At 73.1% G+C, this 22,329-nt stretch carries 21 protein-coding genes; 13 read left to right on the forward strand and 8 right to left on the reverse strand.

The window, feature by feature from the left end; genetic code table 11:
- Positions 1-25 precede the first annotated feature (25 nt).
- Complete coding sequence (locus ACIG0D_RS23940; protein WP_399804330.1) at positions 26-772, forward strand: TetR/AcrR family transcriptional regulator C-terminal domain-containing protein; 747 nt, start codon at positions 26-28, stop codon at positions 770-772.
- Here the strand turns inward: ACIG0D_RS23940 and ACIG0D_RS23945 are convergent.
- Genes ACIG0D_RS23945 through hmgA form a run of 3 tightly spaced genes read right to left on the reverse strand, consistent with a single transcriptional unit; the run spans position 769 to position 4,103 of the window.
- On the reverse strand, positions 769-1,926 hold the full coding sequence (locus tag ACIG0D_RS23945) for a type ISP restriction/modification enzyme (protein WP_399804333.1): 1,158 nt from the start codon (positions 1,924-1,926) through the stop codon (positions 769-771). The two genes, ACIG0D_RS23940 and ACIG0D_RS23945, sit on opposite strands and share 4 nt — an antisense overlap.
- 52 nt (positions 1,927-1,978) lie before the next feature.
- A complete protein-coding gene (locus tag ACIG0D_RS23950; RefSeq protein WP_365766154.1) occupies positions 1,979-2,728 on the reverse strand; it encodes a GntR family transcriptional regulator in 750 nt (249 codons plus the stop codon).
- Between the two features lie 28 nt (positions 2,729-2,756).
- Positions 2,757-4,103 carry a homogentisate 1,2-dioxygenase gene (hmgA, locus tag ACIG0D_RS23955; protein ID WP_399804337.1) on the reverse strand — a complete coding sequence of 449 codons (1,347 nt, stop codon included), beginning with the start codon at positions 4,101-4,103 and terminating at the stop codon, positions 2,757-2,759.
- A 180-nt stretch (positions 4,104-4,283) separates the two neighbouring features.
- On the opposite strand from hmgA, the gene ACIG0D_RS23960 reads away from it, so the two are divergent.
- The 8 genes from ACIG0D_RS23960 to ACIG0D_RS23995 all read left to right on the forward strand — a co-directional run bounded on the left by ACIG0D_RS23960 (position 4,284) and on the right by ACIG0D_RS23995 (position 15,588).
- Entirely contained in the window at positions 4,284-4,829 is a 546-nt protein-coding gene (locus ACIG0D_RS23960) for a hypothetical protein (RefSeq protein WP_399804340.1), read from the forward strand.
- A 101-nt stretch (positions 4,830-4,930) separates the two neighbouring features.
- Positions 4,931-5,548 (forward strand): TetR family transcriptional regulator, encoded by a 618-nt coding sequence (locus tag ACIG0D_RS23965; RefSeq protein ID WP_399804343.1) that lies wholly within the window; start codon positions 4,931-4,933, stop codon positions 5,546-5,548.
- A 128-nt stretch (positions 5,549-5,676) separates the two neighbouring features.
- Positions 5,677-7,932, forward strand: a complete 2,256-nt coding sequence (locus ACIG0D_RS23970; RefSeq protein ID WP_399804346.1) for a molybdopterin oxidoreductase family protein — start codon at positions 5,677-5,679, stop codon at positions 7,930-7,932.
- 155 nt (positions 7,933-8,087) lie between these two features.
- Positions 8,088-9,509 (forward strand): CitMHS family transporter, encoded by a 1,422-nt coding sequence (locus tag ACIG0D_RS23975; protein ID WP_399804349.1) that lies wholly within the window; start codon positions 8,088-8,090, stop codon positions 9,507-9,509.
- 64 nt (positions 9,510-9,573) lie between these two features.
- The gene (locus ACIG0D_RS23980; protein ID WP_399804352.1) at positions 9,574-10,803 is read left to right on the forward strand and encodes an MFS transporter; all 1,230 of its coding nucleotides are present in this window, start codon (positions 9,574-9,576) and stop codon (positions 10,801-10,803) included.
- A 756-nt stretch (positions 10,804-11,559) separates the two neighbouring features.
- Positions 11,560-12,948: an aldehyde dehydrogenase family protein gene (locus ACIG0D_RS23985; RefSeq protein WP_399804355.1), complete on the forward strand. Its 1,389-nt coding sequence runs from the start codon at positions 11,560-11,562 to the stop codon at positions 12,946-12,948.
- 46 nt (positions 12,949-12,994) lie between these two features.
- Positions 12,995-14,092 carry a Zn-dependent alcohol dehydrogenase gene (locus tag ACIG0D_RS23990; protein WP_399804358.1) on the forward strand — a complete coding sequence of 366 codons (1,098 nt, stop codon included), beginning with the start codon at positions 12,995-12,997 and terminating at the stop codon, positions 14,090-14,092.
- 158 nt (positions 14,093-14,250) lie between these two features.
- Positions 14,251-15,588: an MFS transporter gene (locus tag ACIG0D_RS23995; RefSeq protein ID WP_399804361.1), complete on the forward strand. Its 1,338-nt coding sequence runs from the start codon at positions 14,251-14,253 to the stop codon at positions 15,586-15,588.
- 161 nt (positions 15,589-15,749) lie between these two features.
- On the opposite strand, the gene ACIG0D_RS24000 is transcribed toward ACIG0D_RS23995, so the two are convergent.
- Together ACIG0D_RS24000 and ACIG0D_RS24005 are read right to left on the reverse strand one after the other, a co-directional pair.
- A complete protein-coding gene (locus tag ACIG0D_RS24000) occupies positions 15,750-16,472 on the reverse strand; it encodes an ArsR/SmtB family transcription factor (protein WP_399804364.1) in 723 nt (240 codons plus the stop codon).
- A 78-nt stretch (positions 16,473-16,550) separates the two neighbouring features.
- On the reverse strand, positions 16,551-17,192 hold the full coding sequence (locus ACIG0D_RS24005; protein ID WP_399804367.1) for a TetR/AcrR family transcriptional regulator: 642 nt from the start codon (positions 17,190-17,192) through the stop codon (positions 16,551-16,553).
- Positions 17,193-17,283: 91 nt separating this feature from the next.
- On the opposite strand from ACIG0D_RS24005, the gene ACIG0D_RS24010 reads away from it, so the two are divergent.
- From ACIG0D_RS24010 to ACIG0D_RS24020, 3 genes are all read left to right on the forward strand, one after another.
- The gene (locus tag ACIG0D_RS24010) at positions 17,284-18,435 is read left to right on the forward strand and encodes an acyl-CoA dehydrogenase family protein (protein WP_399804370.1); all 1,152 of its coding nucleotides are present in this window, start codon (positions 17,284-17,286) and stop codon (positions 18,433-18,435) included.
- A 90-nt stretch (positions 18,436-18,525) separates the two neighbouring features.
- A complete protein-coding gene (locus tag ACIG0D_RS24015; RefSeq protein ID WP_399804374.1) occupies positions 18,526-18,762 on the forward strand; it encodes a YiaA/YiaB family inner membrane protein in 237 nt (78 codons plus the stop codon).
- 60 nt (positions 18,763-18,822) lie between these two features.
- Entirely contained in the window at positions 18,823-19,446 is a 624-nt protein-coding gene (locus tag ACIG0D_RS24020; protein ID WP_365765238.1) for a TetR/AcrR family transcriptional regulator, read from the forward strand.
- Between the two features lie 13 nt (positions 19,447-19,459).
- Here the strand turns inward: ACIG0D_RS24020 and ACIG0D_RS24025 are convergent, their stop codons facing one another.
- The gene (locus ACIG0D_RS24025; RefSeq protein ID WP_365765236.1) at positions 19,460-19,921 is read right to left on the reverse strand and encodes a MaoC family dehydratase; all 462 of its coding nucleotides are present in this window, start codon (positions 19,919-19,921) and stop codon (positions 19,460-19,462) included.
- Between the two features lie 93 nt (positions 19,922-20,014).
- Between ACIG0D_RS24025 and soxR the strand changes: the two genes are divergently transcribed.
- Positions 20,015-20,560, forward strand: coding sequence for a redox-sensitive transcriptional activator SoxR (gene soxR, locus ACIG0D_RS24030; RefSeq protein ID WP_399804378.1), 546 nt, complete (start codon positions 20,015-20,017; stop codon positions 20,558-20,560).
- Between the two features lie 102 nt (positions 20,561-20,662).
- Here the strand turns inward: soxR and ACIG0D_RS24035 are convergent, their stop codons facing one another.
- Positions 20,663-21,406, reverse strand: a complete 744-nt coding sequence (locus ACIG0D_RS24035; protein ID WP_399804381.1) for a 3-keto-5-aminohexanoate cleavage protein — start codon at positions 21,404-21,406, stop codon at positions 20,663-20,665.
- Positions 21,407-21,526: 120 nt separating this feature from the next.
- Positions 21,527-22,129, reverse strand: coding sequence for a hypothetical protein (locus ACIG0D_RS24040; protein WP_399804384.1), 603 nt, complete (start codon positions 22,127-22,129; stop codon positions 21,527-21,529).
- Positions 22,130-22,329 lie beyond the last annotated feature (200 nt).

A 22,329-nucleotide genomic window follows, 5' to 3' on the forward strand; every position in this document is an offset into this window, starting at 1 on the left:
ACGATGGTGGGCGAGGTGATGACCGATGGCGGGCCGAGCGGCCGAACCCGAAGTGATCTGGGCGCGCCCCGAGCGGACGGGGCGTGGGCCCAGGCCCGCGTACACCCGTGCCGACATCGCGGCGGCGGCCGTCCGCATCGCCGACGCCGAGGGGCTGGACGCGGTGTCGATGCGGCGGGTGGCCGCCGAGCTGGGCTGCGGCACGATGTCGCTCTACAACTACGTCCCCCGCAAGGAGGACCTGTACGAGCTGATGGTGGACGCGGTCGGGGCCGAGCACGAGATCCGGGAGCCGTCGGGCGACTGGCGGGCCGACATGCTCCGCAACGCGGAGGAGACGCGCGCCATCATGCGCCGCCACACCTGGGTGCCGCGCCTGATGACGGGGGTGTACGGCTTCAGCCCCAACACCCTGCGCTACCTGGAGCACTGCCTGGCCTGCCTGGAGCCGCTCGACGTCCCCCACAGCACCAAGATGGAGCTGATCGCGCTGGTCAACGGCGTCGTGACGACGTACACCGCGAACGAGATCGCCACCGCCGAGCGCACCCGTTCCATGCCCTGGTCCGCGGAGGAGGAGAACGCGGTCCGCATGGCCTACCTCGGCAGCCAGGTGGCCGGCGGCGCGTATCCGCGCCTGGCCGCGGCCTTCGGCGAGGCGAGTGGGCCGATCGATCTGGAGGCGGTGTTCCGGCGGGCGCTCGAACGCGTGCTGGACGCCTTCGATCCCGGCCTGCGCCGGGCGGGCGGGGATGTGCCGGACGGGTCCTAGATCAGGGTGAGTTGCCCCTCGGGTCCCTCCTCGGGTTCGTTCAGCACCGAGGCCGGTCTGCGGGCCGTGTCCGGGACAGGGAGGACGCCCGCCGTGCGCAGTTCCGCCGTCGTGATCGGGTGACGCACCGTCAGATGATCCTTGTGCGGGCGGAGTTCGGCGAGCAGGGTCAGGACGGTGATCAGCTCCAGGAGTTCGGACGTCCAGGCCTGCGGCCAGGTCGCCGGGCGGATCGCGGCGAGGGTGCCCGGCTCGGCTTCGGCGGTGCGGGCGGCGAACCACTGCTCCAGCACCCGGACCCCACCCGTCTCGAAGTCCCAGGCCTCCGGCGGCACCGGGGAGATACGGCCCCCGTCGAGGAGGAGGGCTTCCTCCTCGCGGTCGTAGACGAGGGTCCGGGGGCGGGCGGGCAGCGGGGCGCGGACGTACGGGCGGCGGCCACCCGGGAGTCTGGGGCGCTCACCGTCGCGGCGCAGCAGCCACAGCAGGCGGTGGCCCAGCGCCAGACCCTCGGCCCAGACGTCGGGATCCGCGGTGAGCGGAACGGCCGGGCCGGGACCGGCCGTCGCCAGCGCCCAGGCCAGGACGTCCAGCGGCTCGACCGGCCGTCCCAGGCGGGTGGTCAGGTGGTCCAGGAGGCCGGGCGCCAGGTTGGGTTCCGTGCCGTCAGGGCGGCGGTAGAGGGGGCGGACCGGGCCGGGGCGGAGCAGCGGGAGGAAGGAGGTCGCCAGCAGCGGCAGCGCCGGGTCCCCGGGGTGCTCCACGGCGAACACCTGGTGCGCGTCGGCCACCCGCCACAGCTCCGGGCGGGCGGCGTCGATGAGCCGGTGGTCGGGCAGCAGCCACTGCTCGTCGAAGGGGGCGCGCAGGACGCGGACCGGCTCCGGGCAGGGGCCCGAGGCGCGCGACAGGCGTTCCGTACCGGTGGACTGGCCGGGGAGCCGGCCGACCGCGGTGCGCAGGGTGCGGGCGCGGGACGGCTCCAGCAGCGCCTCCCGGTCTGCGCCCTCGGCCTTCAAGAAGGCGTCCCAGCGGGCCCTGAGCGAGCCGGGGTCGGGAGCCGCCGGCCACTCCCGGCCGATCCGCGGGGGCGCGACGGACCACGGCATGAGGTCGGCCAGCAGCGGAGCGTCCTCGTACGTCACGCCCGGCATCGTACGACGGGGTCAGGTGGCGTCGAGCGGGCCCGTGGAGGAGAACCGGTGCTCAGGTGGCGTCGAGCGTGACCGTGAAGGAGAACCGGTCGCCCCGGTAGTGGATGACGGCCACGTCCAGGACCCGCCCGTCACCGTCGTAGGTGACGCCCGTGTAGTGCAGGATCGGGCTGAGCAGCGGCACCTCCAGCAGCCGGGCCGTCTCCGGGTCGGCGAGGCGGGCCTCCACGGTGTCCGTGATACGGCTGATGTCGGCGCCGACCACGTCCCGCAGCACCTTGGTCATCGGCCAGCGGACCAGGTCGTCCAGGTCGATGCGGTCGGCCAGTTCGGGGCGGACCCAGTTGCGGGCGTGGTTCGTCGGCTCCCCGGTCTCCGCGTCGCTGCGCAGCCGGTGGTACGTGGCCGCCTCCACGAGGTCCGGGAAGTGCTCGGCGACCTCGGCGGGCACGGGGGCGCGGCCGTGCTCCAGCAGCCGCGTGGTCATGCCGGACTGCTGGGCCACGATCGCGTCCACCGAGCCCAGCAGCCGGACCGGGGAACCCCGGCGGGCGCTGGGCTCGATGAACGTGCCGCGCCGGCGGTGGCGGGTGATGAGCCCTTCGTCCTCCAGCTCCTTCAGCGCCTGCCGCATGGTCAGCACGCTCACGCCGTAGTGCCCGGCGAGCTGTTCCTCCGTGGGCAGCCGCAGCGGGTCCCGGGGCGAGCGGCCGAGTATCGAGGCGCGCAGCGACTGCGACACCTGATACCAGAGCGGCAGCTTGCGGTTCAGGACGATGGAGTCGGGGGCGAAGGAGGTCACGGGGCCATCCGTACCTGGTGCGGAATCGTCAGTGCAACCGGTGCGCCGGGGTCACCGTGCGCGGAAAGTGCCGCTCCAGGCCCTGCCAGACGTCGTCGTACGCCTGCTGGAGGTGCTCGGCGCGGGCGGCGTGCGGGGTGAGCGTCACCGGCCAGCGGGTCTCGAACATGAACGCCAGGCCGTCGTCGAGTTTCTGCGGCCTCAGCTCGGCCGCGCTCGCCCTGTCGAACGTCTCCCGGTCCGGGCCGTGCGCCGACATCATGTTGTGCAGCGAGCCGCCGCCCGGTACGAAACCGCCCTCTCCGGCCGTCTTCGCGTCGTACGCGCCCTCGATCAGGCCCATGTACTCGCTCATCACGTTCCGGTGGAAGTACGGCGGCCGGAAGGTGTCCTCGCCGACCAGCCAGCGCGGCGCGAAGACGACGAAGTCGACGCCCGCCAGGCCAGGGGTGTCCGTGGGCGAGGTCAGCACCGTGAAGATCGACGGGTCCGGGTGGTCGTAGGAGATGGTGCCGATGACGTTGAAGCGGCGCAGGTCGTAGACGTACGGCACGTAGTTGCCGTGCCAGGCGACCACGTCCAGCGGGGAGTGGTCGTAGGTGGCCGTCCAGAGGTTGCCGCAGAACTTGTTGACCACCTCCACCGGGCCCTCGACGTCCTCGTAGGCGGCGACCGGCGCCCGGAAGTCGCGGGGGTTGGCGAGCCCGTTGGCGCCGATCGGGCCGAGGTCGGGGAGGCGGAAGGGGGCGCCGTAGTTCTCGCAGACATAGCCGCGGGCGGTCTCGTCGAGGAGTTCGACGCGGAAGCGGACGCCGCGCGGGATCAGCGCCACATGGCCCGGCTCCGCGTGGAGCAGGCCGAACTCCGTGCGCAGGAGGAGGCCGCCGCGCTCCGGGACGATCAGCAGCTCGCCGTCGGCGTCGCTGAAGACCCGGTCCATGGAGGCGTTGGCGTGGTACAGGTGCACGGCCATGCCGGTGCGCTGGGTCACGTCGCCGTTGCCGCCGAGGGTCCACAGACCGGCCAGGAAGTCCGTGCCCGGGCCCGGGGCCGGGAGCGGGTTCCAGCGCAGGCGGTTGGGGTCCGGGACGGTCTGGTTGAACGGGGCCGTGCGCAGCGCGCCGTTGCCGGTGCGGGTGAACGCCGGGTGCGCGGCGGACGGGCGGATCCGGTACAGCCAGGAGCGGCGGTTGTGGGCCCGCGGCTCGGTGAACGCCGTACCGCTCAGCTGCTCCGCGTACAGCCCCAGCGGGGCGCGCTGCGGCGAGTTGCGGCCCTCGGGCAGGGCGCCCGGGACCGCCTCGGAGCTGTGCTCGTTGCCGAATCCCGAGAGATACGTCAGCCCTTCGGCGGTCTTGCGCGGGTCCCCGCTCATGATCACTGCTCCCTGTGCCCGGTGGTGTACTTCTGCTGATTCCTATGGTTCACCGTAGGATTGCGGTTGCTCCCGCGCAAGAGGCTCGCGCGACCTCCTCTCGGCGGACTACCCGAGGACTACGCGAACCCGACTCCAGGTGGATTCGAGGCCTCGTGCAGGTGTTCTACGCTCACCGGCATGTCGTGGACGCGCGGATTGACCGCCGCGCTCGCGGTCTGTGTCCTCGTGCTGGCCGGATCCGTGGGCTGCGGCACCAGTGACGCAGAGGAACGGGGAGACGGAGGGGCGCCCGCACCCGTGGGGAGGGTGCTGGAGGACCGGGACGAGGAGGGACGGCCCTACCGGCAGGTGGACGAGGAGCACGCCCCCGAGGTCGGCATCGAGGTGCAGCGCGAGCCCGCGGGGGACGGCTGGCGGGTCCGGCTGACCCTGCGCGACTTCCGCCTCTCGCCCGCCGGGACACCCGGGAAGGCGGTGGCCGGGCGCGGCACCGTGCGGCTCTTCCTCGACGGCCGCTTCGTCACCGAACTGCGCGACCTCGAACACCGCCTCCCCGGCCGCCTCGTCCCCCGCGGCACCCACCACGTCACCGCCCGGCTCTACGCCGACGACGGCACCGTCTGGGCGGTGAACGGCGAACCGGTCGAGAACACGGCGGACATCACCGTCTCGGAACCGGAGGCCTCGCCCGGGGCGGCTTCCGGTGGCGGCGGCGGGGGCTGAGGTGCGCCGGGGCAGGAGGTGACGTGGGGGGACGGTGAGTCCTGGAGCCCGCTGCGGACGTACTGGGGGTGAGGTTCACCGGATCGCCACGGAGAGGCATCATGAAGCCCGTGCCCCATGCGACCACGCTCCGCCGAGCGCCCGTCCAGCGCCGTAGTGCCGAACGGCTGACCAGGATTCTCGACGCCTGCGCCGACCTTCTCGACGAGGTCGGCTACGACGCGCTCAGCACCCGGGCCGTCGCCCAGCGCGCCGGTGTCCCGATCGGCTCCGTCTACCGCTTCTTCGGCAACAAACGGCAGATGGCGGACGCGCTCGCGCAGCGCAACCTGGACCGGTACGCCGATCGGGTCACCGCGCGGCTGAAGGACGCCCGGCCCGGGGACTGGCGCGCGGCCATGGACGCCGTACTCGACGAGTACCTGGCCATGAAGCGCACCGCGCCCGGCTTCTCCCTCGTCGACTTCGGCAACCAGATCCCCGTCGGCGCCCGGCAGGGCGAGCCCAACCACCGGGTCGCGGACCGGCTGACCGACCTGCTCGCCGGCTTCCTCGGGCGCGACCCCGACGACGATCTGCGCCGGACCTTCCTGATCGCCGTGGAGACCGCGGACACCCTCGTCCAGCTGGCCTTCCGGGTGGAGCCGCAGGGCGACGAGCGGATCATCGGCGAGATGCGGGAGATGCTGCGCTGCTATCTGGGGCGCGTGCTCGACTGACGGCCCCGCGCCGGGGAGCCGCATCTCACGGAGGGGAGTCGCGCGGAGCCCTCCCCTTCCATGCCTACTGGTCGGTATGCTCACCGCGCATCGTGCGTCGCCGTAGCCGCCAGACCCCGGGAGGACCCGTGTCCCGCACCGCTCTGCGTATCTGCCCCCTGTGCGAGGCCACCTGCGGGCTGACCCTCACCATCGAGGGCACCACGGTCACCAGCGCCCGCGGTGACCGCGACGACGTCTTCAGCCAGGGCTTCATCTGCCCCAAGGGCGCCTCCTTCGGCGCCGTCGACGCCGACCCCGACCGGCTGCGCACCCCGCTGGTGCGCCGCGGCGGCGAACTGCGCGAGGCGACCTGGGAGGAGGCCTTCGACGCGGTCGCGGCGGGCATCAGGCCCGTCGTCGAGCGGTACGGCCCGCACGCCGTCGGCGTCGTCCTCGGCAACCCCAACGTGCACACCATGGCCGGCGGCCTCTACCCGCCGGTCCTGGTCGGCGCGCTCGGCACCCGCAGCCTGTTCACCGCCTCCACGGTCGACCAGATGCCCAAGCACGTCTCCAGCGGTCTGCTCTACGGCGACGCGGGCGCCATCCCCGTGCCCGACCTCGACCACACGGACCATCTGCTGCTCATCGGCGCCAACCCGCTCGAGTCCAACGGCAGCCTGTGCACCGCCCCCGACTTCCCGGGCCGCCTCAAGGCCCTCAAGGCGCGCGGCGGCACCCTCACCGTCATCGACCCGCGCCGCACCCGCACCGCCCGGCTCGCCGACCGGCACATCGCCGTCCGGCCCGGCACCGACGCGCTGCTCCTCGCGGCCACGGCCCACGTCCTGTTCGCGGAGGACCTCGTCGACGTGGGCGACCTGGCCCCGCATCTGCACGGCCTCGACGAACTGCGGGAGGCGCTGCGCGACTTCACCCCCGAAGCGGTCGCCGAAGCCTGTGACGTCGACGCCGACGTGCCGCGCGTCCTCGCCCGCGAGCTGGCCGCCGCCCCCACCGCCGCCGTCTACGGCCGTATCGGCAGCTGCACCGTCCCGCACGGCACGCTCGCCAGCTGGCTCGTCGACGTCCTCAACATCCTCACCGGCAACCTGGACCGCCCCGGCGGCGCCCTCTTCCCGCAGGCCGCCACCGACAGGACGCCCCGCCCGGCCGGCCCCGGCAAGGGCTTCGCGCTCGGCCGCTGGCACTCCCGGGTGAGCAAACACCCCGAGGCGAAGGGCGAGTTGCCGATCTCCGCGCTCGCCGAGGAGATCGACACGGCGACCGAGGAGGGCGAGCCGATCCGCGCGCTCGTCGCCATCGCCGCCAACCCCGTGCTCTCCGCACCCGACGGCGACCGCCTCGACATGGCCCTCGCCTCGCTGGACTTCATGGTGAGCGTCGACCCCTACCTCAACGAGACCTCCCGCCACGCCGACGTCGTACTGCCGCCGCCCCCGCCCGCGCAGAGCCCGCACCACGACTTCGCCTTCAACACCCTCGCCATCCGCAACCAGGTCCGCTACACCCGCCCCGCCGTGCCGCTGGAGCCCGGCCGGATGGCGGAGACCGAAATCCTGGCCCGGCTGATCCTGGCGGTGAGCGGCATGGACGGTGCCGAACCCGCCGCCGTCGACGCGATGGTGATCGACCAGACCCTCGGCAAGGCGGTCAAGGACCCGCATTCTCCTGTGCACGGCCGCGACCCGCGCGAGCTGGCCGCACAGCTCACCGGCGAGAACGGCCCCGAGCGGCGGCTCGACATGATGCTGCGGCTCGGCCCCTACGGCGACGGCTTCGGCGCCCGCGAGGACGGGCTGACGCTCGAGAAGCTGCTCGCGCATCCGCACGGCATCGACCTCGGCCCGCTGCGCCCCCGCCTGCCGCAGCCGCTGAGGACCCGTACTGGCAAGGTGGAGCTGCTGCCCGGCCCGATCGCCGCCGACCTGCCCCGGCTGAAGCGCGCCATGGCCGAACGCCCCGCCGGGCTGGTCCTGGTCGGCCGCCGCCATCTGCGCTCCAACAACTCCTGGATGCACAACATCCCGGCCCTCACCGGCGGCACCAACCGCTGCACCCTCCACATCCACCCCGACGACGCCGAACGGCTCGGCATACGCGACGGGGCGCCGGTGCGGGTCAAGGGCGCCGGGGGAGCGGTGACCGCGCGGGCGGAGGTCACCGACGGGGTGCGCCGGGGCGTGGTCAGCCTGCCGCACGGCTGGGGCCACGACCGCCCCGGCACCCGGCTGCGCCACGCGGCCACCGACCCCGGCGTCAACGTCAACCAGCTCCTCGACGGCTCCCTGCTCGACCCGCTGTCCGGCAACGCGGTCCTCAACGGAGTGCCCGTCGAGCTGACGCCGGTGGCCGAGCCGACGGCCACGCCGGTGGCCTGAAAAGTGCGGGGCGCTGACCTGAGCAAAGCTGTGACCAGCAGTTTTGCGCTTATTGCTCGCGTGTCAACGTCTTGTTAACGCCGCTTGACGGGACCTAACGTCGTCGCACCGCCGGCCCAGGTGGGAGTTCAAGGGCGAACGTTAGGTATCCACTCATGCTGACCATCCTCGGCTTCGCCATGATCGCGACCTTCCTGGTCCTGATCATGATGAAGAAGATGTCGCCGATCGCGGCGCTCGTGCTGATCCCCGCACTCTTCTGTGTGTTCGTCGGCAAGGGCGCCCACCTGGGCGACTACGTCATCGACGGCGTCACCAGCCTCGCCCCCACCGCGGCGATGCTGATGTTCGCGATCGTCTACTTCGGGGTGATGATCGACGTCGGTCTCTTCGACCCGATCGTCAAAGGCATCCTGAAGTTCTGCAAGGCCGACCCGATGCGGATCGTCGTCGGTACGGCCCTGCTCGCCGCGATCGTGTCGCTGGACGGCGACGGCTCGACCACCTTCATGATCACGGTCTCCGCGCTGTATCCGCTCTACAAGCGCCTGAAGATGAGCCTGGTCATCCTGACCGGCGTCGCGGCCATGGCCAACGGCGTGATGAACACGCTGCCCTGGGGCGGCCCCACCGCCCGCGCGGCCACCGCGCTGAAGCTGGACGCCAGCGACATCTTCGTGCCGATGATCCCGGCTCTCGCCGTCGGCCTGCTCTTCGTGATCGGCCTCTCCTACGTCCTCGGTCTGCGCGAGCGCAAGCGGCTCGGTGTGCTGACGCTGGACGAGGTGCTGGTGGAGGAGACGGTGCTGGTGGGCGCGGGCGGCGCGGCGGGCGCCGAGGGCAAGGCCACGACGACCGGCGGCACCGGTACCGGTACCGGCGCCGGCACGGGTACCGACTCCGGCTCCGGCGCCTCCGACGAGGGCGACGACGACTTCCAGGGCCTCGACCCGCACCGCGACACCCTGCGCCCCAAGCTGTACTGGTTCAACGCGCTGCTCACGGTCACCCTGCTCACCGCCATGATCATGGAGTGGCTGCCGATCCCGGTGCTGTTCCTGCTCGGCGCCGCGCTCGCGCTCACCGTGAACTTCCCGCACATCCCCGACCAGAAGGCGCGCCTCGCCGCCCACGCCGACAACGTCCTCAACGTCTCCGGCATGGTCTTCGCCGCCGCCGTCTTCACCGGCGTCCTCCAGGGCACCGGCATGGTCGACGCCATGGCCAAGTGGATGGTCGACGTCATCCCCGCGGCCATGGGCCCCCACATGGCCCTCGTCACCGGTGTGCTCAGCCTCCCGCTCACCTACTTCATGTCCAACGACGGCTTCTACTTCGGCGTCCTGCCGGTCCTCGCCGAGGCCGGCGCCGCGCACGGCGTCTCGCCGCTGGAGATGGCCCGCGCCTCGCTCGTCGGCCAGCCGCTGCACATGTCCAGCCCGCTCGTCCCGGCCGTGTACGTGCTGGTCGGCATGGCGAAGGTCGAGTTCGGCGACCACACCCGGTTCGTGGTGAAGTGGGCCGCTCTCACCTGTCTGGTCATCCTCGGCGCGGGCATCCTCTTCGGCATCATCTGACGGCCTGCCGACCAGGTCGTCGTCCGTCGCCCTCGAACTCCTTCCTCTCCCGGAGGTAACAACCATGGGGCCCGGTGGGAACCGCGGCTGGCTGCTCCGCCTCGTCATCGCCTTCAGCTTCGCGCAGGGGGCGGTGTCGATGGCCCGGCCCGCCGTCTCCTACCGGGCCCTCGCGCTGGGCGCGGACGAGCGGGCGGTCGGTGTGATCGCGGGCGTCTACGCCCTGCTCCCGCTGTTCGCCGCCGTCCCGCTGGGCCGCCGTACCGACCACGGCCGCTGCGCGCCCCTGCTGCCGGCCGGCGTCGTGCTGATCTCCGGCGGCTGCGCGCTCAGCGGCGTCGCGGACTCCCTGTGGGCCATGGCGGTCTGGAGCGGGGTGATGGGCCTCGGCCACCTCTGCTTCGTCATCGGCGCGCAGTCGCTGGTGGCCCGCCAGTCCGCGCCGCACGAACAGGACCGCAACTTCGGCCACTTCACCATCGGCGCGTCCCTCGGCCAGCTGGTCGGGCCCATCGCGGCCGGGGGCCTGATCGGCGGTCACGACATGGCGGCGAGCAGCGCGCTCGCTCTGCTGGTCGCGGGCGCGGGCGGCGCGGTCGCGTTCACCTCGCTGTGGCGGATAGAGCACCGCCATACTCCGCCCGCGGCCCGCAAGGGAGCGGGTGACCGGGTCCCCGTACGGGGCATCCTGCGCTCCCGGGGCGTACCGGCGGGCATCCTGATCAGCCTCTCCGTGCTGTCCGCCACCGACATCCTCACCGCCTATCTGCCGGTGGTCGGCGAGCACCGGGGCATCGCCCCGTCCGTGATCGGGCTGCTGCTCAGCCTGCGGGCGGCGGCCACCATCGCCTGCCGGCTGGTGCTGACCCCGCTGCTGCGGCTGCTCGGCCGTACCGCGCTGCTCACCGTCACCTGTCTGCTGGCCGCGGTGCTCTGCGCGGGCGTCGCGCTGCCGGTACCGGTGTGGGCGCTGGCCGTGATGCTGGCCGCGCTCGGCTTCTGCCTCGGCGTCGGACAGCCGCTGTCCATGACGACGGTGGTGCAGGCCGCGCCCGAGGGCGCCCGCTCCACGGCCCTGGCCCTGCGCCTGACCGGCAACCGCCTCGGCCAGGTCGCCGCCCCCGCCACCGCGGGCCTCGTGGCCGGCCTCGCGGGCGTGGCCGCCCCGTTCGTGATGCTCGCCGGCCTCCTCCTGCTGTCCTCGGGCGTGGCCCTGCGCTCCCCGGCCAGACCGGAGACCGGGAACGACCGCCCGGCCCCCACTCCGCGCGCCCGACGCCGCAGCGACGCCTGAACGCGTCCGCGAACGGCCCGGTGTGATGGGCGGGCGGGGCGAACGTGGTCCGGTCTGCGGTGCGCTCGCGTCTCATCCGGGGGTGCTGCGGCCGACGGCGGCTTCGGCGCGGGTGGCGGGGTGGCGGGGTGGCGCGGGTGGCACGGGTGGCGCCGGGGCCCGGGTGGCCCGGGCGCGGGTGGCCTGGGCACGGGCGGTCTGGGCGCGGGCGGTATGGCCCGCCCGGGCGCTAGGGGGTGTCTCGCCGATCATGCCGGGCTCCCGGCGTCTGGCACCGCGCCTCGCCGCGTTGTCGTCGGTCGCCAACGCTCCGCGTTGACTCCCTCCTCCGCCTTGCGATGCACGGCACCAGACGCCGCTCGCTGATCCGGCCTGATCGACGAGACACCCCCTAGTGAATGAAGTGAGCGTTCCTGCACGCTCGTCTGCGGGACGCGAGCCCCGGCCGCGAAGCCGCGCCGGGTTGCCCACCCGGCGACCCGGCCGGGCGGCGCGTGGGTTGCCCACCCGGCGACCCGGCCGGGCGGCGCGCCCTGACCACCCGCGCCTGAACCTCGACCAGCCCATCCGCCCACGCCCGGCCGCCACCCACACCCCGGCCCGGTGGCTGCGCGCGGCCCCTCGCAGGCGGACCGCGGGTCGACTTCCGAGCGCGTTCCCGGCAGGGTGAGGCGTGCCATGCGGGGCGCCCCTGGTGCCGTAAAACTAACGGCGCTAGTTTGGGGGCGACGACGAGGCCCGCCCGGAGGGAACGCGATGAAGGCACATGACGGCATGTACATCGACGGAGCCTGGCGCCCGGCCGCCGGAGGGGACGTCATCGACGTCCTGAACCCGGTGGACGAGCAGGTCGTCGGCCAGGTGCCGGCCGGCACCGCCCTGGACGTCGACAACGCCGTACGGGCCGCCCGCGCCGCGCTTCCGGCATGGGCCGCCACCCCGCCCGCCGAGCGGGCCGCGCGGCTGGCCGCGCTGCGCGACGGCCTGGTGGCGCGGTCCGAGGAGATCGCCGAGACGGTCACCGCCGAACTCGGCGCCCCGCTGAAGCTGTCGCAGACGGTCCACGTCGGCGCGCCGATCGCGGTCGCCGGCTCCTACGCCGACCTGGCCGCCACGTACGCCTTCGAGGAGAAGGTCGGCAACTCGACCGTCTACCACGAGCCGATCGGCGTGGTCGCCGCGATCACCCCCTGGAACTACCCCCTGCACCAGATCGTCGCCAAGGTCGCCCCCGCGCTCGCCGCGGGCTGCACGGTCGTCCTGAAGCCGGCCGAGGACACCCCGCTCACCGCCCAGCTGTTCGCCGAGGTGGTCCACGAGGCGGGCGTACCCGCCGGTGTGTTCAACCTGGTCACCGGGCTCGGCCCGGTCGCCGGCCAGGCGCTCGCCGAGCACCCGGACGTCGACCTGGTCTCCTTCACCGGCTCCACCGCCGTCGGCCGGCAGATCGCCGCGATCGCCGGGGCCGGCATCAAGAAGGTCGCCCTGGAGCTGGGCGGCAAGTCCGCCAACGTCATCCTGCCCAGCGCCGACCTGGCCCGCGCGGTCAACGTGGGCGTGGCCAACGTGATGTCCAACTCCGGCCAGACGTGCAGCGCCTGGACCCGGATGCTGGTCCACCGCGACCGGTACGACGAGGCTGTGGAACTCGCCCGGACCGCCGCCGCCAAGTACGGCGACCGCATCGGCCCGCTGGTCAACGCCAAGCAGCAGGAACGGGTGCGCGGATACATCCAGAAGGGCGTCGCCGAGGGCGCCCGGCTGGTCGCCGGCGGCCCCGACGCCCCCCGCGAGCGCGGCTACTACGTCAGCCCCACCGTCTTCGCCGACGTCACCCCCGAGATGACCATCGCCCAGGAGGAGATCTTCGGCCCGGTCCTGTCGATCCTGCGCTACGAGGACGAGGACGACGCCCTGCGCATCGCCAACGGCACGGTCTACGGCCTCGCCGGCGCGGTCTGGGCGGGCAACGAGGCGGAGGCGGTCGCGTTCGCGCGGCGGATGGAGACGGGGCAGGTCGACATCAACGGCGGCCGGTTCAACCCGCTGGCCCCGTTCGGCGGTTACAAGCAGTCGGGCGTGGGCCGGGAGCTCGGCAGCCACGGCCTGGCCGAGTACCTCCAGACCAAGTCCCTCCAGTTCTGAGCCACTTCGGTTCCACCCCGCCTCCGGTCCTAGGGAGTCATCTGTCATGGCCGTCCGTGCCGCCGTCCGAGCCGCCGTCGTGCCCGCCGTCGGCGCCCCGCTGGAGATCACCGGCATCGAGCTGCCCGACCCCGGACCCGGGCAGGTCCGGGTCCGGCTCGCCGCCGCCGGTGTCTGCCACTCCGACCTGTCCCTGTCCAACGGCACCATGAAGGTGCCGCTCCCGGCCGTCCTCGGCCACGAGGGCGCGGGCACCGTCCTGGCCGTCGGCGAGGGCGTCACCCATGTCGCGCCCGGCGACCCGGTCGTCCTCAACTGGGCTCCGTCCTGCGGGAGTTGCCCCGCCTGCGCGCTCGGCGAGGTGTGGCTGTGCGCCAACGCCCTCGGCGGCATCGGCGCCGTCCACGCCCGCCGCGCCGACGACGGCACCGACCTGCACCCCGGCCTGAACGTGGCCGCGTTCGCCGAGGAGACCGTGGTGGCCGCGAACTGCGTGCTGCCCGCCCCGGACGGCGTGCCGCTCACGGACGCCGCCCTGCTCGGTTGCGCCGTGCTCACCGGCTACGGGGCCGTCCACCACTCGGCGCGGGTCCGCGAGGGCGAGACGGTCGCCGTGTTCGGCGTCGGTGGCGTCGGCCTCGCCGCCCTCCAGGCCGCCCGGATCGCGGGCGCCTCGAAGATCGTCGCGGTCGACGTGTCCCCCGAGAAGGAGGAGCTGGCGCGGGCCGCCGGCGCCACGGACTACGTCATCGCCTCCGACACCACCCCGCGCGAGATCCGCGCCCTGACCGGCAAGCAGGGCGTGGACGTGGCCGTGGAGTGCGTGGGCCGGGCCGTCACCATCCGCGCCGCCTGGGAGTCCACCCGGCGCGGCGGACGCACCACGGTCGTCGGCATCGGCGGCAAGGACCAGCAGGTCACCTTCAACGCCCTGGAGATCTTCCACTGGGGCCGCACCCTCTCCGGCTGCGTCTACGGCAACAGCGACCCGGCCCGCGACCTGCCGGTGCTCGCCGGACACGTCCGCGAGGGCCGCCTGGACCTCGGCGCGCTGGTCACCGAGCGGATCGCCCTCGACGGCATCCCGGCGGCGTTCGAGAACATGCTGGCCGGCAAGGGCGGACGGGCGCTGGTCGTCTTCTGACGCCGCGGACGAGCCGCGCCGAGCACAAGGGACCCGGGGGACACCCCGGGTCCCCTTTTTCCGCCCGGCAACTTTCCGCACGACCGTTGACCTCCATACCGTCCGGTCAGTACGTTCCCCGGAACGTCCCCATCCGCACCCACCGGAGTGTGCACCGCATGGACACGTTCCCCTCCGCTCACGAGACCCCCGCCCCCGCTCCCACCGCCACCCGCCCCACCGACAACCGACGCAGGGTGGCCACCGCCGCCGCCCTCGCCTCCGCCGTCGAGTGGTACGACTACTTCGTCTTCGGGATCGCCGCCGCGCTCGTCCTCGGCGACCTCTACTTCCCGGCGGGCAGCCCCACCGCCGGGGTCCTCGCCTCCTTCGCCACCTTCGCCGTCGGCTTCCTGGCCCGCCCGCTCGGCGGCATCGTCGCCGGCCACCTCGGCGACAAGCGGGGCCGCAAGCCCATGCTGGTGCTCGCGCTGACCCTGATGGGCCTGGCCACCACCGGCATCGGCCTGCTGCCGACGTACGAGACCATCGGCGTGGCCGCCCCGCTGCTGCTGGTCCTGCTCCGCGTCCTCCAGGGTGTCGCCGTCGGCGCCCAGTGGGGCGGCGCGATGCTGCTGGCCACCGAGTACGCCCCCGAGGGCAAGCGCGGCATCTACGGCAGCGTCGTCCAGCTCGGCGTCCCCATCGGCGTGGTGACCGCCAACTCGGTCTTCCTGCTGGCCGGCGCGTTCACCTCGGACTCGGCGTTCCAGGCGTGGGGCTGGCGCGTCCCGTTCCTCGTCGGCGTATTCGTCCTCGCCCTCGCCTGGTACATCCACACCCGCGTGGAGGAGACCCCCGAGTTCCGCGAGGCCGAGCGGGCGCTCGCCGAGAAGGAGAAGGGGGAGGCGGCGGCCTCGCCGCTGCGCACGATCCTCCGCCACCACCTCGGCACGGTCCTGCTCGCGGGCGGCTCCTTCGCCGTGAACACCGCGACCTTCTACATCATCATCACCGGCGTCCTCGACTACACCACCCGCGAACTCGGCATGGAGCGCGGCGCGGTGCTCACCGTCTCGCTCTGCGTGAGCCTCACCCAGCTGGTGCTGATCCCGGTCTCCGCGGCCCTCTCCGACCGCCTCGGCCGCATCCGGATCTACGCGCTCGGCGCCGTCGGCATCGCCGCCTGGGCCGTACCGATGTTCCTGCTCATCGACACCGGCTCCCTGCTGTGGCTCGCGGTCGGCACGTTCGTCGCCAGCTGCTTCCTCAGCATCATGTACGGCCCCCAGGCCGCCCTCTTCGCCGAGCTGTTCACCCCCGAGATGCGCTACACCGGCGCCTCCCTCGGCTACCAGATCGCGGCCGTCGGCGGCGGCGGACTGGCCCCGTTCGTGATGGTGCTCCTCCTGGAGGCCACCGGCACCTCGATGGCGGTCTCCGCCTACATCGTCGCCCTCTCGGTGATCGCCCTCCTGTCCATCAAGGTCCTTGCGGACAGGGCACGTTCACACTGATGCACGGGCTGGTGTGCCGGGGGAGGGGGGGAGAGAGCGCGGTGCCTGTAAATGGGCGTCCACCGCTCCCACTCAGGGGCGTGGGGAACCGCGCGACCGGCCCCACTCACCCGCACCCGGCACACCACGCAAGCCCGCCTCCACAACCGCTCACGCCGGGCTCAGCGCAGTGCCCCCACAGGGATGCCCAGCAGCTCCGCGAACGCCCCCTCACCCGCCGGCGTCACCTTCACCGCGCGCTCCGAACCGATGCGGACGCACCATCCCGCGTCGAGAGCGTGCCGGCACAGGGCGGCGCCGGCGGTGCCGGCGAGGTGGGGGCGGCGTTCGGTCCAGTCGAGACAGGCACGGGCCAGCGGCCGGCGGCCGGCGCGGTCGAGGGGGATGCCGGCGCGGGCGAACCAGGCCAGGCCCGCGTCGGTGAGGGCGAACCCGGTGTCCCGGCGCAGCAGCCCCAGCGCGCCGAACGCGTCGGTGACCGCGATGCCGAGACGTCCGGCGAGATGGTCGTAGCAGGTCCGGCCGCGGGCCATCGCGGACCCGGCGCCGGCCTCGCGCAGGCCGCGCGGTCGCCCGGCCGTCCCCGGCGGGACCTGGGCCGCCAGGTCCTCCAGCAGCTGGGCGACCCGGGCGTCGGCCAGCCGCACGTACCGGTGCCGGCCCTGGCGTTCCTCGGCGAGCAGGCCGCCCGCGACCAGCTTGCCCAGGTGTTCGCTCAGCGTCGAGGGGGCGACGCCCGCGTGCCGGGCCAGCTCACCGGCCGTCCACGCCCGCCCGTCGAGCAGCGCCAGCAGGCACGCGGCGCGCGTGGTGTCGGCGATCAGTCCGGCGAGGGCGGCGAGCCCGGCCGCCCGGCTGTTGCTGGTGGTCATACGCCCCAGCATGCGGCACCCACGGTTCGGCGGACGCCGAACCGTGCCGCGCGGACCTTCCGAACCGCGCTGCGCGGGCGCCCGAACGCGCTACGCCCGCCGGCTGAGCTCCGCGAACTGCTGGGCCAGCCCGTCCAGCAGGGCCGTCAGACCGGTCTCGAAGGCCCGCTCGTCCACCTTCTCCTGCTGCTCGGCGAGGCGGTGCGCCTGGCCGAGGTGGGGATAGTCGGCCGGGTCGTAGGCGCTGGCGTCGTCCGGGAAGCCCCCGGCGAACGAGCCGAGCGCGGAGCCCATGATGAAGTACCGCATCAGCGCGCCGATGGAGGTGGCCTGCGCGGGCGGCCACCCGGCGTCGACCATCGCGCCGTAGACCGCGTCCGCGAGCCGCAGCGCGGCCGGGCGGCGGCCGGGGCCGCGGGCGAGCACCGGGACGATGTTCGGGTGGTCGCGCAGGGCGGCGCGGTAGGAGACCGCCCAGTCGTGCAGCGCCGTCCGCCAGTCCCGGCCGTCCTCGAACATCGACAGGTCGACCTGCGCGCTCACCGAGTCCGCGACCGCCTCCAGGATCTCGTCCTTGGTCCGGAAGTGGTTGTAGAGGGACGGCCCGCTCACTCCCAGTTCGGCGGCGAGCCGCCGGGTGGAGACGGCCGCCAGGCCCTCGGTGTCCACGAGTTCCCGGGCCGTCTCGACGATCCGGTCGGTGCTGAGGAGGGGCTTGCGCGGTCGGGCCATGGCGCACATAGTAGGGCTGCGCCCGGAAACTAGCAGTGCTAATTTAAATGTGCGACTTTCAATCGATGACCTACGTGTGGGGTGACGCGCCGTGAACCTGGAGCTCAGCGAGGAACAGACCGCCGTACGGCAGCTGGCCCGGGACTTCGTGGAGCGCGAGATCGCCCCCAACGTCGTCGCCTGGGACCGCGCGGAGGAGGTCGACCGGGGCATCGTGAAGAAGCTCGGCGAGGTCGGCTTCCTCGGCCTCACCGTCGACGAGGAGTACGGCGGCTCCGGCGGCGACCACCTCGCGTACTGCCTGGTCACCGAGGAGCTGGGCCGGGGCGACTCCTCCGTGCGCGGCATCGTCTCGGTCTCCCTCGGCCTGGTCGCCAAGACCGTCGCGGCCTGGGGGAGCGAGGAGCAGAAGCGGCGCTGGCTGCCCGGGCTCACCTCCGGCGAACTCGTCGGCTGCTTCGGCCTTACCGAGCCCGGCACCGGCTCCGACGCGGGCGGCCTCGCCACCCGCGCGGTGCGCGACGGCGACGACTACGTCGTCAACGGCACCAAGATGTTCATCACCAACGGCACCTGGGCCGACGTCGTCCTGCTCTTCGCCCGCTCCACCGACGCCCCCGGCCACAAGGGCGTCAGTGCCTTCCTGGTGCCCACCGACACCCCCGGCCTGACCCGCCGCACGATCCACGGCAAGCTCGGCCTGCGCGGCCAGGCCACGGCGGAACTCGTCCTGGAGGACGTCCGCGTGCCCGCCTCCGCGATGCTGGGCGAGGAGGGCAAGGGCTTCTCGGTCGCCATGTCGGCCCTCGCCAAGGGCCGGATGTCGGTGGCGGCGGGCTGTGTCGGCATCGCGCAGGCCGCCCTCGACGCGGCCGTGCGCTACGCGGGCGAGCGCGAGCAGTTCGGCAAGTCCATCGCCCACCACCAGCTCGTCCAGGAACTGATCAGCGACATCGCCGTCGACGTCGACGCCGCCCGGCTGCTGACCTGGCGGGTCGCCGACCTGATCGACCGCGGCCTGCCGTTCGCGGTGGAGTCCTCCAAGGCCAAGCTCTTCGCCTCCGAGGCCGCCGTCCGCGCCGCCAACAACGCCCTCCAGGTATTCGGCGGTTACGGCTACATCGACGAGTACCCGGCGGGCAAGCTCCTGCGGGACGCCCGCGTGATGACCCTCTACGAGGGCACCAGCCAGATCCAGAAGCTGCTCATCGGGCGGGCGCTGACGGGGGTTTCGGCCTTCTGAGCCCGGCCCCTGCGGGCCCGCTCGTTCTGAGTACGTTTCTGAGTACGCCGGCGGATGTGGCGCGGGCCACGTCCGCCGACCCTGGTCCCCATGAGTGACAAGCAGCAGAACACGGCCGCGTTCTACGGCCAGGCCGTCGCCTCGTTCGCCGTCGCCATGGCGGCCACCGCCATCGGCATCTACCAGCTCGACGCCGACCCGTGGGTCCGCGCCTTCCTCGGGATCGCCGTCCTCTACCTCGTCACCTCCGCCTTCACGCTCGCCAAGGTCATCCGCGACCGGCAGGAGGCCGGACGGTTTCCCACCCCTCCCCAGCGGGGCGTCTAAGCGGGCGCTCAGGTTCGGCGGTATGGTGGTGCCCCTGTCAGCGAGAGGGGCGAGCGAGCGATGAGTACGGCGGAGGAGACGGCCGGCGGCGAGAGGCAGCCGTGGGCCGAGGTCACCCCTGACGCGGCCCGGCGGCTGCTGATCGCCGCCGTGGAGGCCTTCGCCGAGCGCGGCTACCACGCCACCACGACCCGCGACATCGCGGGCCGCGCCGGCATGAGCCCGGCCGCGCTCTACATCCACTACAAGACCAAGGAAGAGCTGCTGCACCGCATCAGCAGGATCGGCCACGAGAAGGCCCTGGAGATCCTGCGCACGGCGGCCCGCCGCGAGGGCACCGCGCGCGAGCGGCTGGCCGACGCCGTCGGCTCCTTCGTCCGCTGGCACGCGGGCGGCCGGACCACCGCGCGGGTCGTCCAGTACGAGCTGGACTCGCTCGGCGAGGACGCCCGCGCCGAGATCCTCGCCCTGCGCCGGCAGTGCGACGCCGAGGTGCGGCGGATCATCGAGGACGGCATGGCCTCCGGCGAGTTCGACGTGCTCGACGTCAAGGGCACCACCCTCGCCGTCCTGTCCCTGTGCATCGACGTCGCCCGCTGGTTCAACGTCGAGGGACCCTGGACCCCCGACGAGGTCGGCGCGCTCTACGCCGACCTCGTGCTGCGGATGGTGGGGGCGAAGTAGCCCCCGGCCGGGGTCAGACGTAGTAGCGGGCCACCGACTCGGCGACGCACACCGGCTTGTCGCCGCCCTCGCGCTCCACGGTGAAGGCGACGGTCACCTGGACGCCGCCGGTCACGTCCTCGACGCCGGTGATCGTCGCGGTGGCGCGCAGTCGCGAGCCGACCGGTACCGGGGCGGGGAAACGGACCTTGTTCGTCCCGTAGTTGACGCCCATCTTCACGCCCTCGACCTTGATCAGCTGCGGCCCGAACAGGGGCAGCAGCGACAGGGTCAGGTACCCGTGCGCGATGGTGGTCCCGAACGGCCCGGCGGCGGCCTTCTCCGGGTCGACGTGGATCCACTGATGATCGCCGGTGGCCTCCGCGAAGAGATCGATCCGCTTCTGGTCGATCTCCAGCCAGTCGGTGTACCCCAGCTGCTCGCCCACCGCCGACTTCAGCTCGTCGGCACCTGCGAAGATCCTCGGCTCTGCCATGTACCCGCCTCCAGGTCGCAAACTCTAAGCGACTGCTTAGCATGGTCTCCCGTGGGGCCGCTGTCAACGAAAGGCGTCGGTAGGCTTCGAGGGGTGCCCCAGATTCCAGAGAAGATCCACGAGCTCACCGTCGGCCAGCTCTCCGCTCGCAGCGGGGCCGCCGTCTCCGCCCTGCACTTCTACGAGTCCAAGGGTCTGATCAGCAGCCGCCGCACCAGCGGCAACCAGCGCCGCTACAGCCGCGACACCCTGCGCCGCGTCGCCTTCATCCGCGCCGCCCAGCGGGTCGGCATCCCGCTGGCCACCATCCGCGAGGCCCTCGCCGAACTCCCCGAGGAGCGCACACCCACCCGGGAGGACTGGGCCCGGCTGTCGGAGGCCTGGCGCTCCGAACTCGACGAACGCATCAAGCAGCTCAACCGGCTGCGCGACCACCTCACCGACTGCATCGGCTGCGGCTGTCTGTCCCTGGACTCCTGCGTCCTGTCCAACCCGGACGACGTCTTCGGCGACCACCTCACCGGCTCCCGCCTCCTCCCGGAACGCCCGGGGGCACGCGGGCGTGGCGGGCCGCGGACGCCGCAGTGCCGGGAGGACGCCGGGGAGGCCGGGGAGGCGGAGGTGGGGGCGCGCGGCTAGGGCGCCCATGCTCGAAGGCCGGGCCGAGGTCATGGCCGAGATCACGAAGCAGCAGCCGCTCGCCGGTCGCGGCAGGTCGTCGCTCGCCGGCCGCCGTGGGCGTCACCGCCCGGCGCGGGCCGCGTCGGCGTATTCGGTCAGGGAGGCTCGGACCAACTCCGCGTTGGACGCGGCCCGTCGGCCGTTCGGCAGGGTCAGGGTGTCCTCCAGGCCGATGCGGGTGGCGAGGCCGAGGTGGGCGGCGAGGCGCAGGACGGGCCAAGTGGCGGCGTTCTCGCCGTGGAGAAGGATCCGCGGTCCGTCCGGGACGACATGCCGTGCGGCGAGGGCGGACAGGAGGGCCCGGGCGGTCCGGGGTGCCGTGTCGGGGTCCGGATCCGTGATCTCCGCGAGGACGCGCAGTACCTTCGGCGCGAGGGGCGAGCGGGTGAAGCGGGTGGCTCCGTCCGTCCCGGACCAGATGCCCGCCTCGACGCCCACCCCGCGTTCCAGCAGCGCGGCGGCCAGTTCCTCGGCGCCCGGCTCGTGCCAGTTGACCGAGGCGTGGTCGGGCAGCACGGTCCAGCCGTGGACCCGCGCGAGCCGGGCGGCCGGGTCGGGCTCGGCCCACGCTCCCGTGGTCACGCCGACCGGCACCGCGACCCGCGCGCGGATCGCCTCCAGCGTCGCCGCGACCACCCGCGGGGACAGCGTGTCCCGGCCGCAGGGCGTCTTGGGGTGGACGTGCACGTCCGTGGCCCCCGCCGCGACGGCCCGCGCGGCCTCCTCCGCCAGCGCCTCCGGCGAGAGCGGTATCACCGCCCCGTCGGCGGCACCCCGGCTTCCGTTCAGACAGACCTGCACCATCCCCCGATGGTGCCAGTCCCAAAGGCGCAACGGCCCCCCGTTGCCCCCGTTCCCCCGTTGCCGTACCTCCCCGATGAACGGGGGTGCGGCATCCCCCGGCGCACCCCCCTGACTACTCCCTCACGCCGACACCAGCACCCGCCCGCGCCGGGCGTACGCCAGCGCCTCGGGGGTGAGCACGGGCCGCGGTACGAGAATCCCGCAGTCCGCGCAGACCGGTCCGGACGAGGGTTCGTGATCCAGGTCGTCCTTCCAGAACAGCCGTTCCCCGCCGCACACCGGGCACTCCGCGCCCGGTTCGCGCTCCAGTGCCGCGATCAGTTTCCGCAGCACGTCGGCCAGCGGCTCGTCGGGATGCACCCGGGGATCGTCGCACCAGGCGACTCCGAAGCCGCCCCAGGTCATCCGGTGCCAGTCGTCCACACTGCCCGGCCTGCGCAGGCCGTCGTGCTTCTCCTTCCTGCGGCGTTCGGCGAACTCCACCTCGTAGGCGAGCCACACCGCCCGCGCCTCCTCCAGCTCCTCCAGCGCGGCCACGAGCCGCGCCGGATCCGGGGAGCGGTCCTCCGGGTCGAATCCGGCCCGGGAGCACAGATGGTCCCAGGTCGCCCGATGCCCGTAAGGGGCGAACCGCTCCAGGCACTTGCGCAGCGAGTAGCGCCGTAGCGCCAGATCGCACCGTGGATCGCGTACCTGTCTCGCCAGACTCCGGAAACCGGCCATCGCCCTGCACCTCCGTCACACCTGAACCTGTACTTCGGTCACTTCGGCGTCGTCGTACGGACGTCGCCGAATAGACGTATCGACACGCGATTCGGCTCCCTTCGGGGCCATCCGATTTCCGATGGCCGCCATAAGCGGGCCCGGCGGCACCCGAAGGTGACGCATGTTCATCTTCAAACTCGGGGATACCGGCGGTAACG

The organism is Streptomyces sp. NPDC052773, assembly GCF_044547145.1.
Taxonomy (GTDB): Bacteria; Actinomycetota; Actinomycetes; order Streptomycetales; family Streptomycetaceae; genus Streptomyces.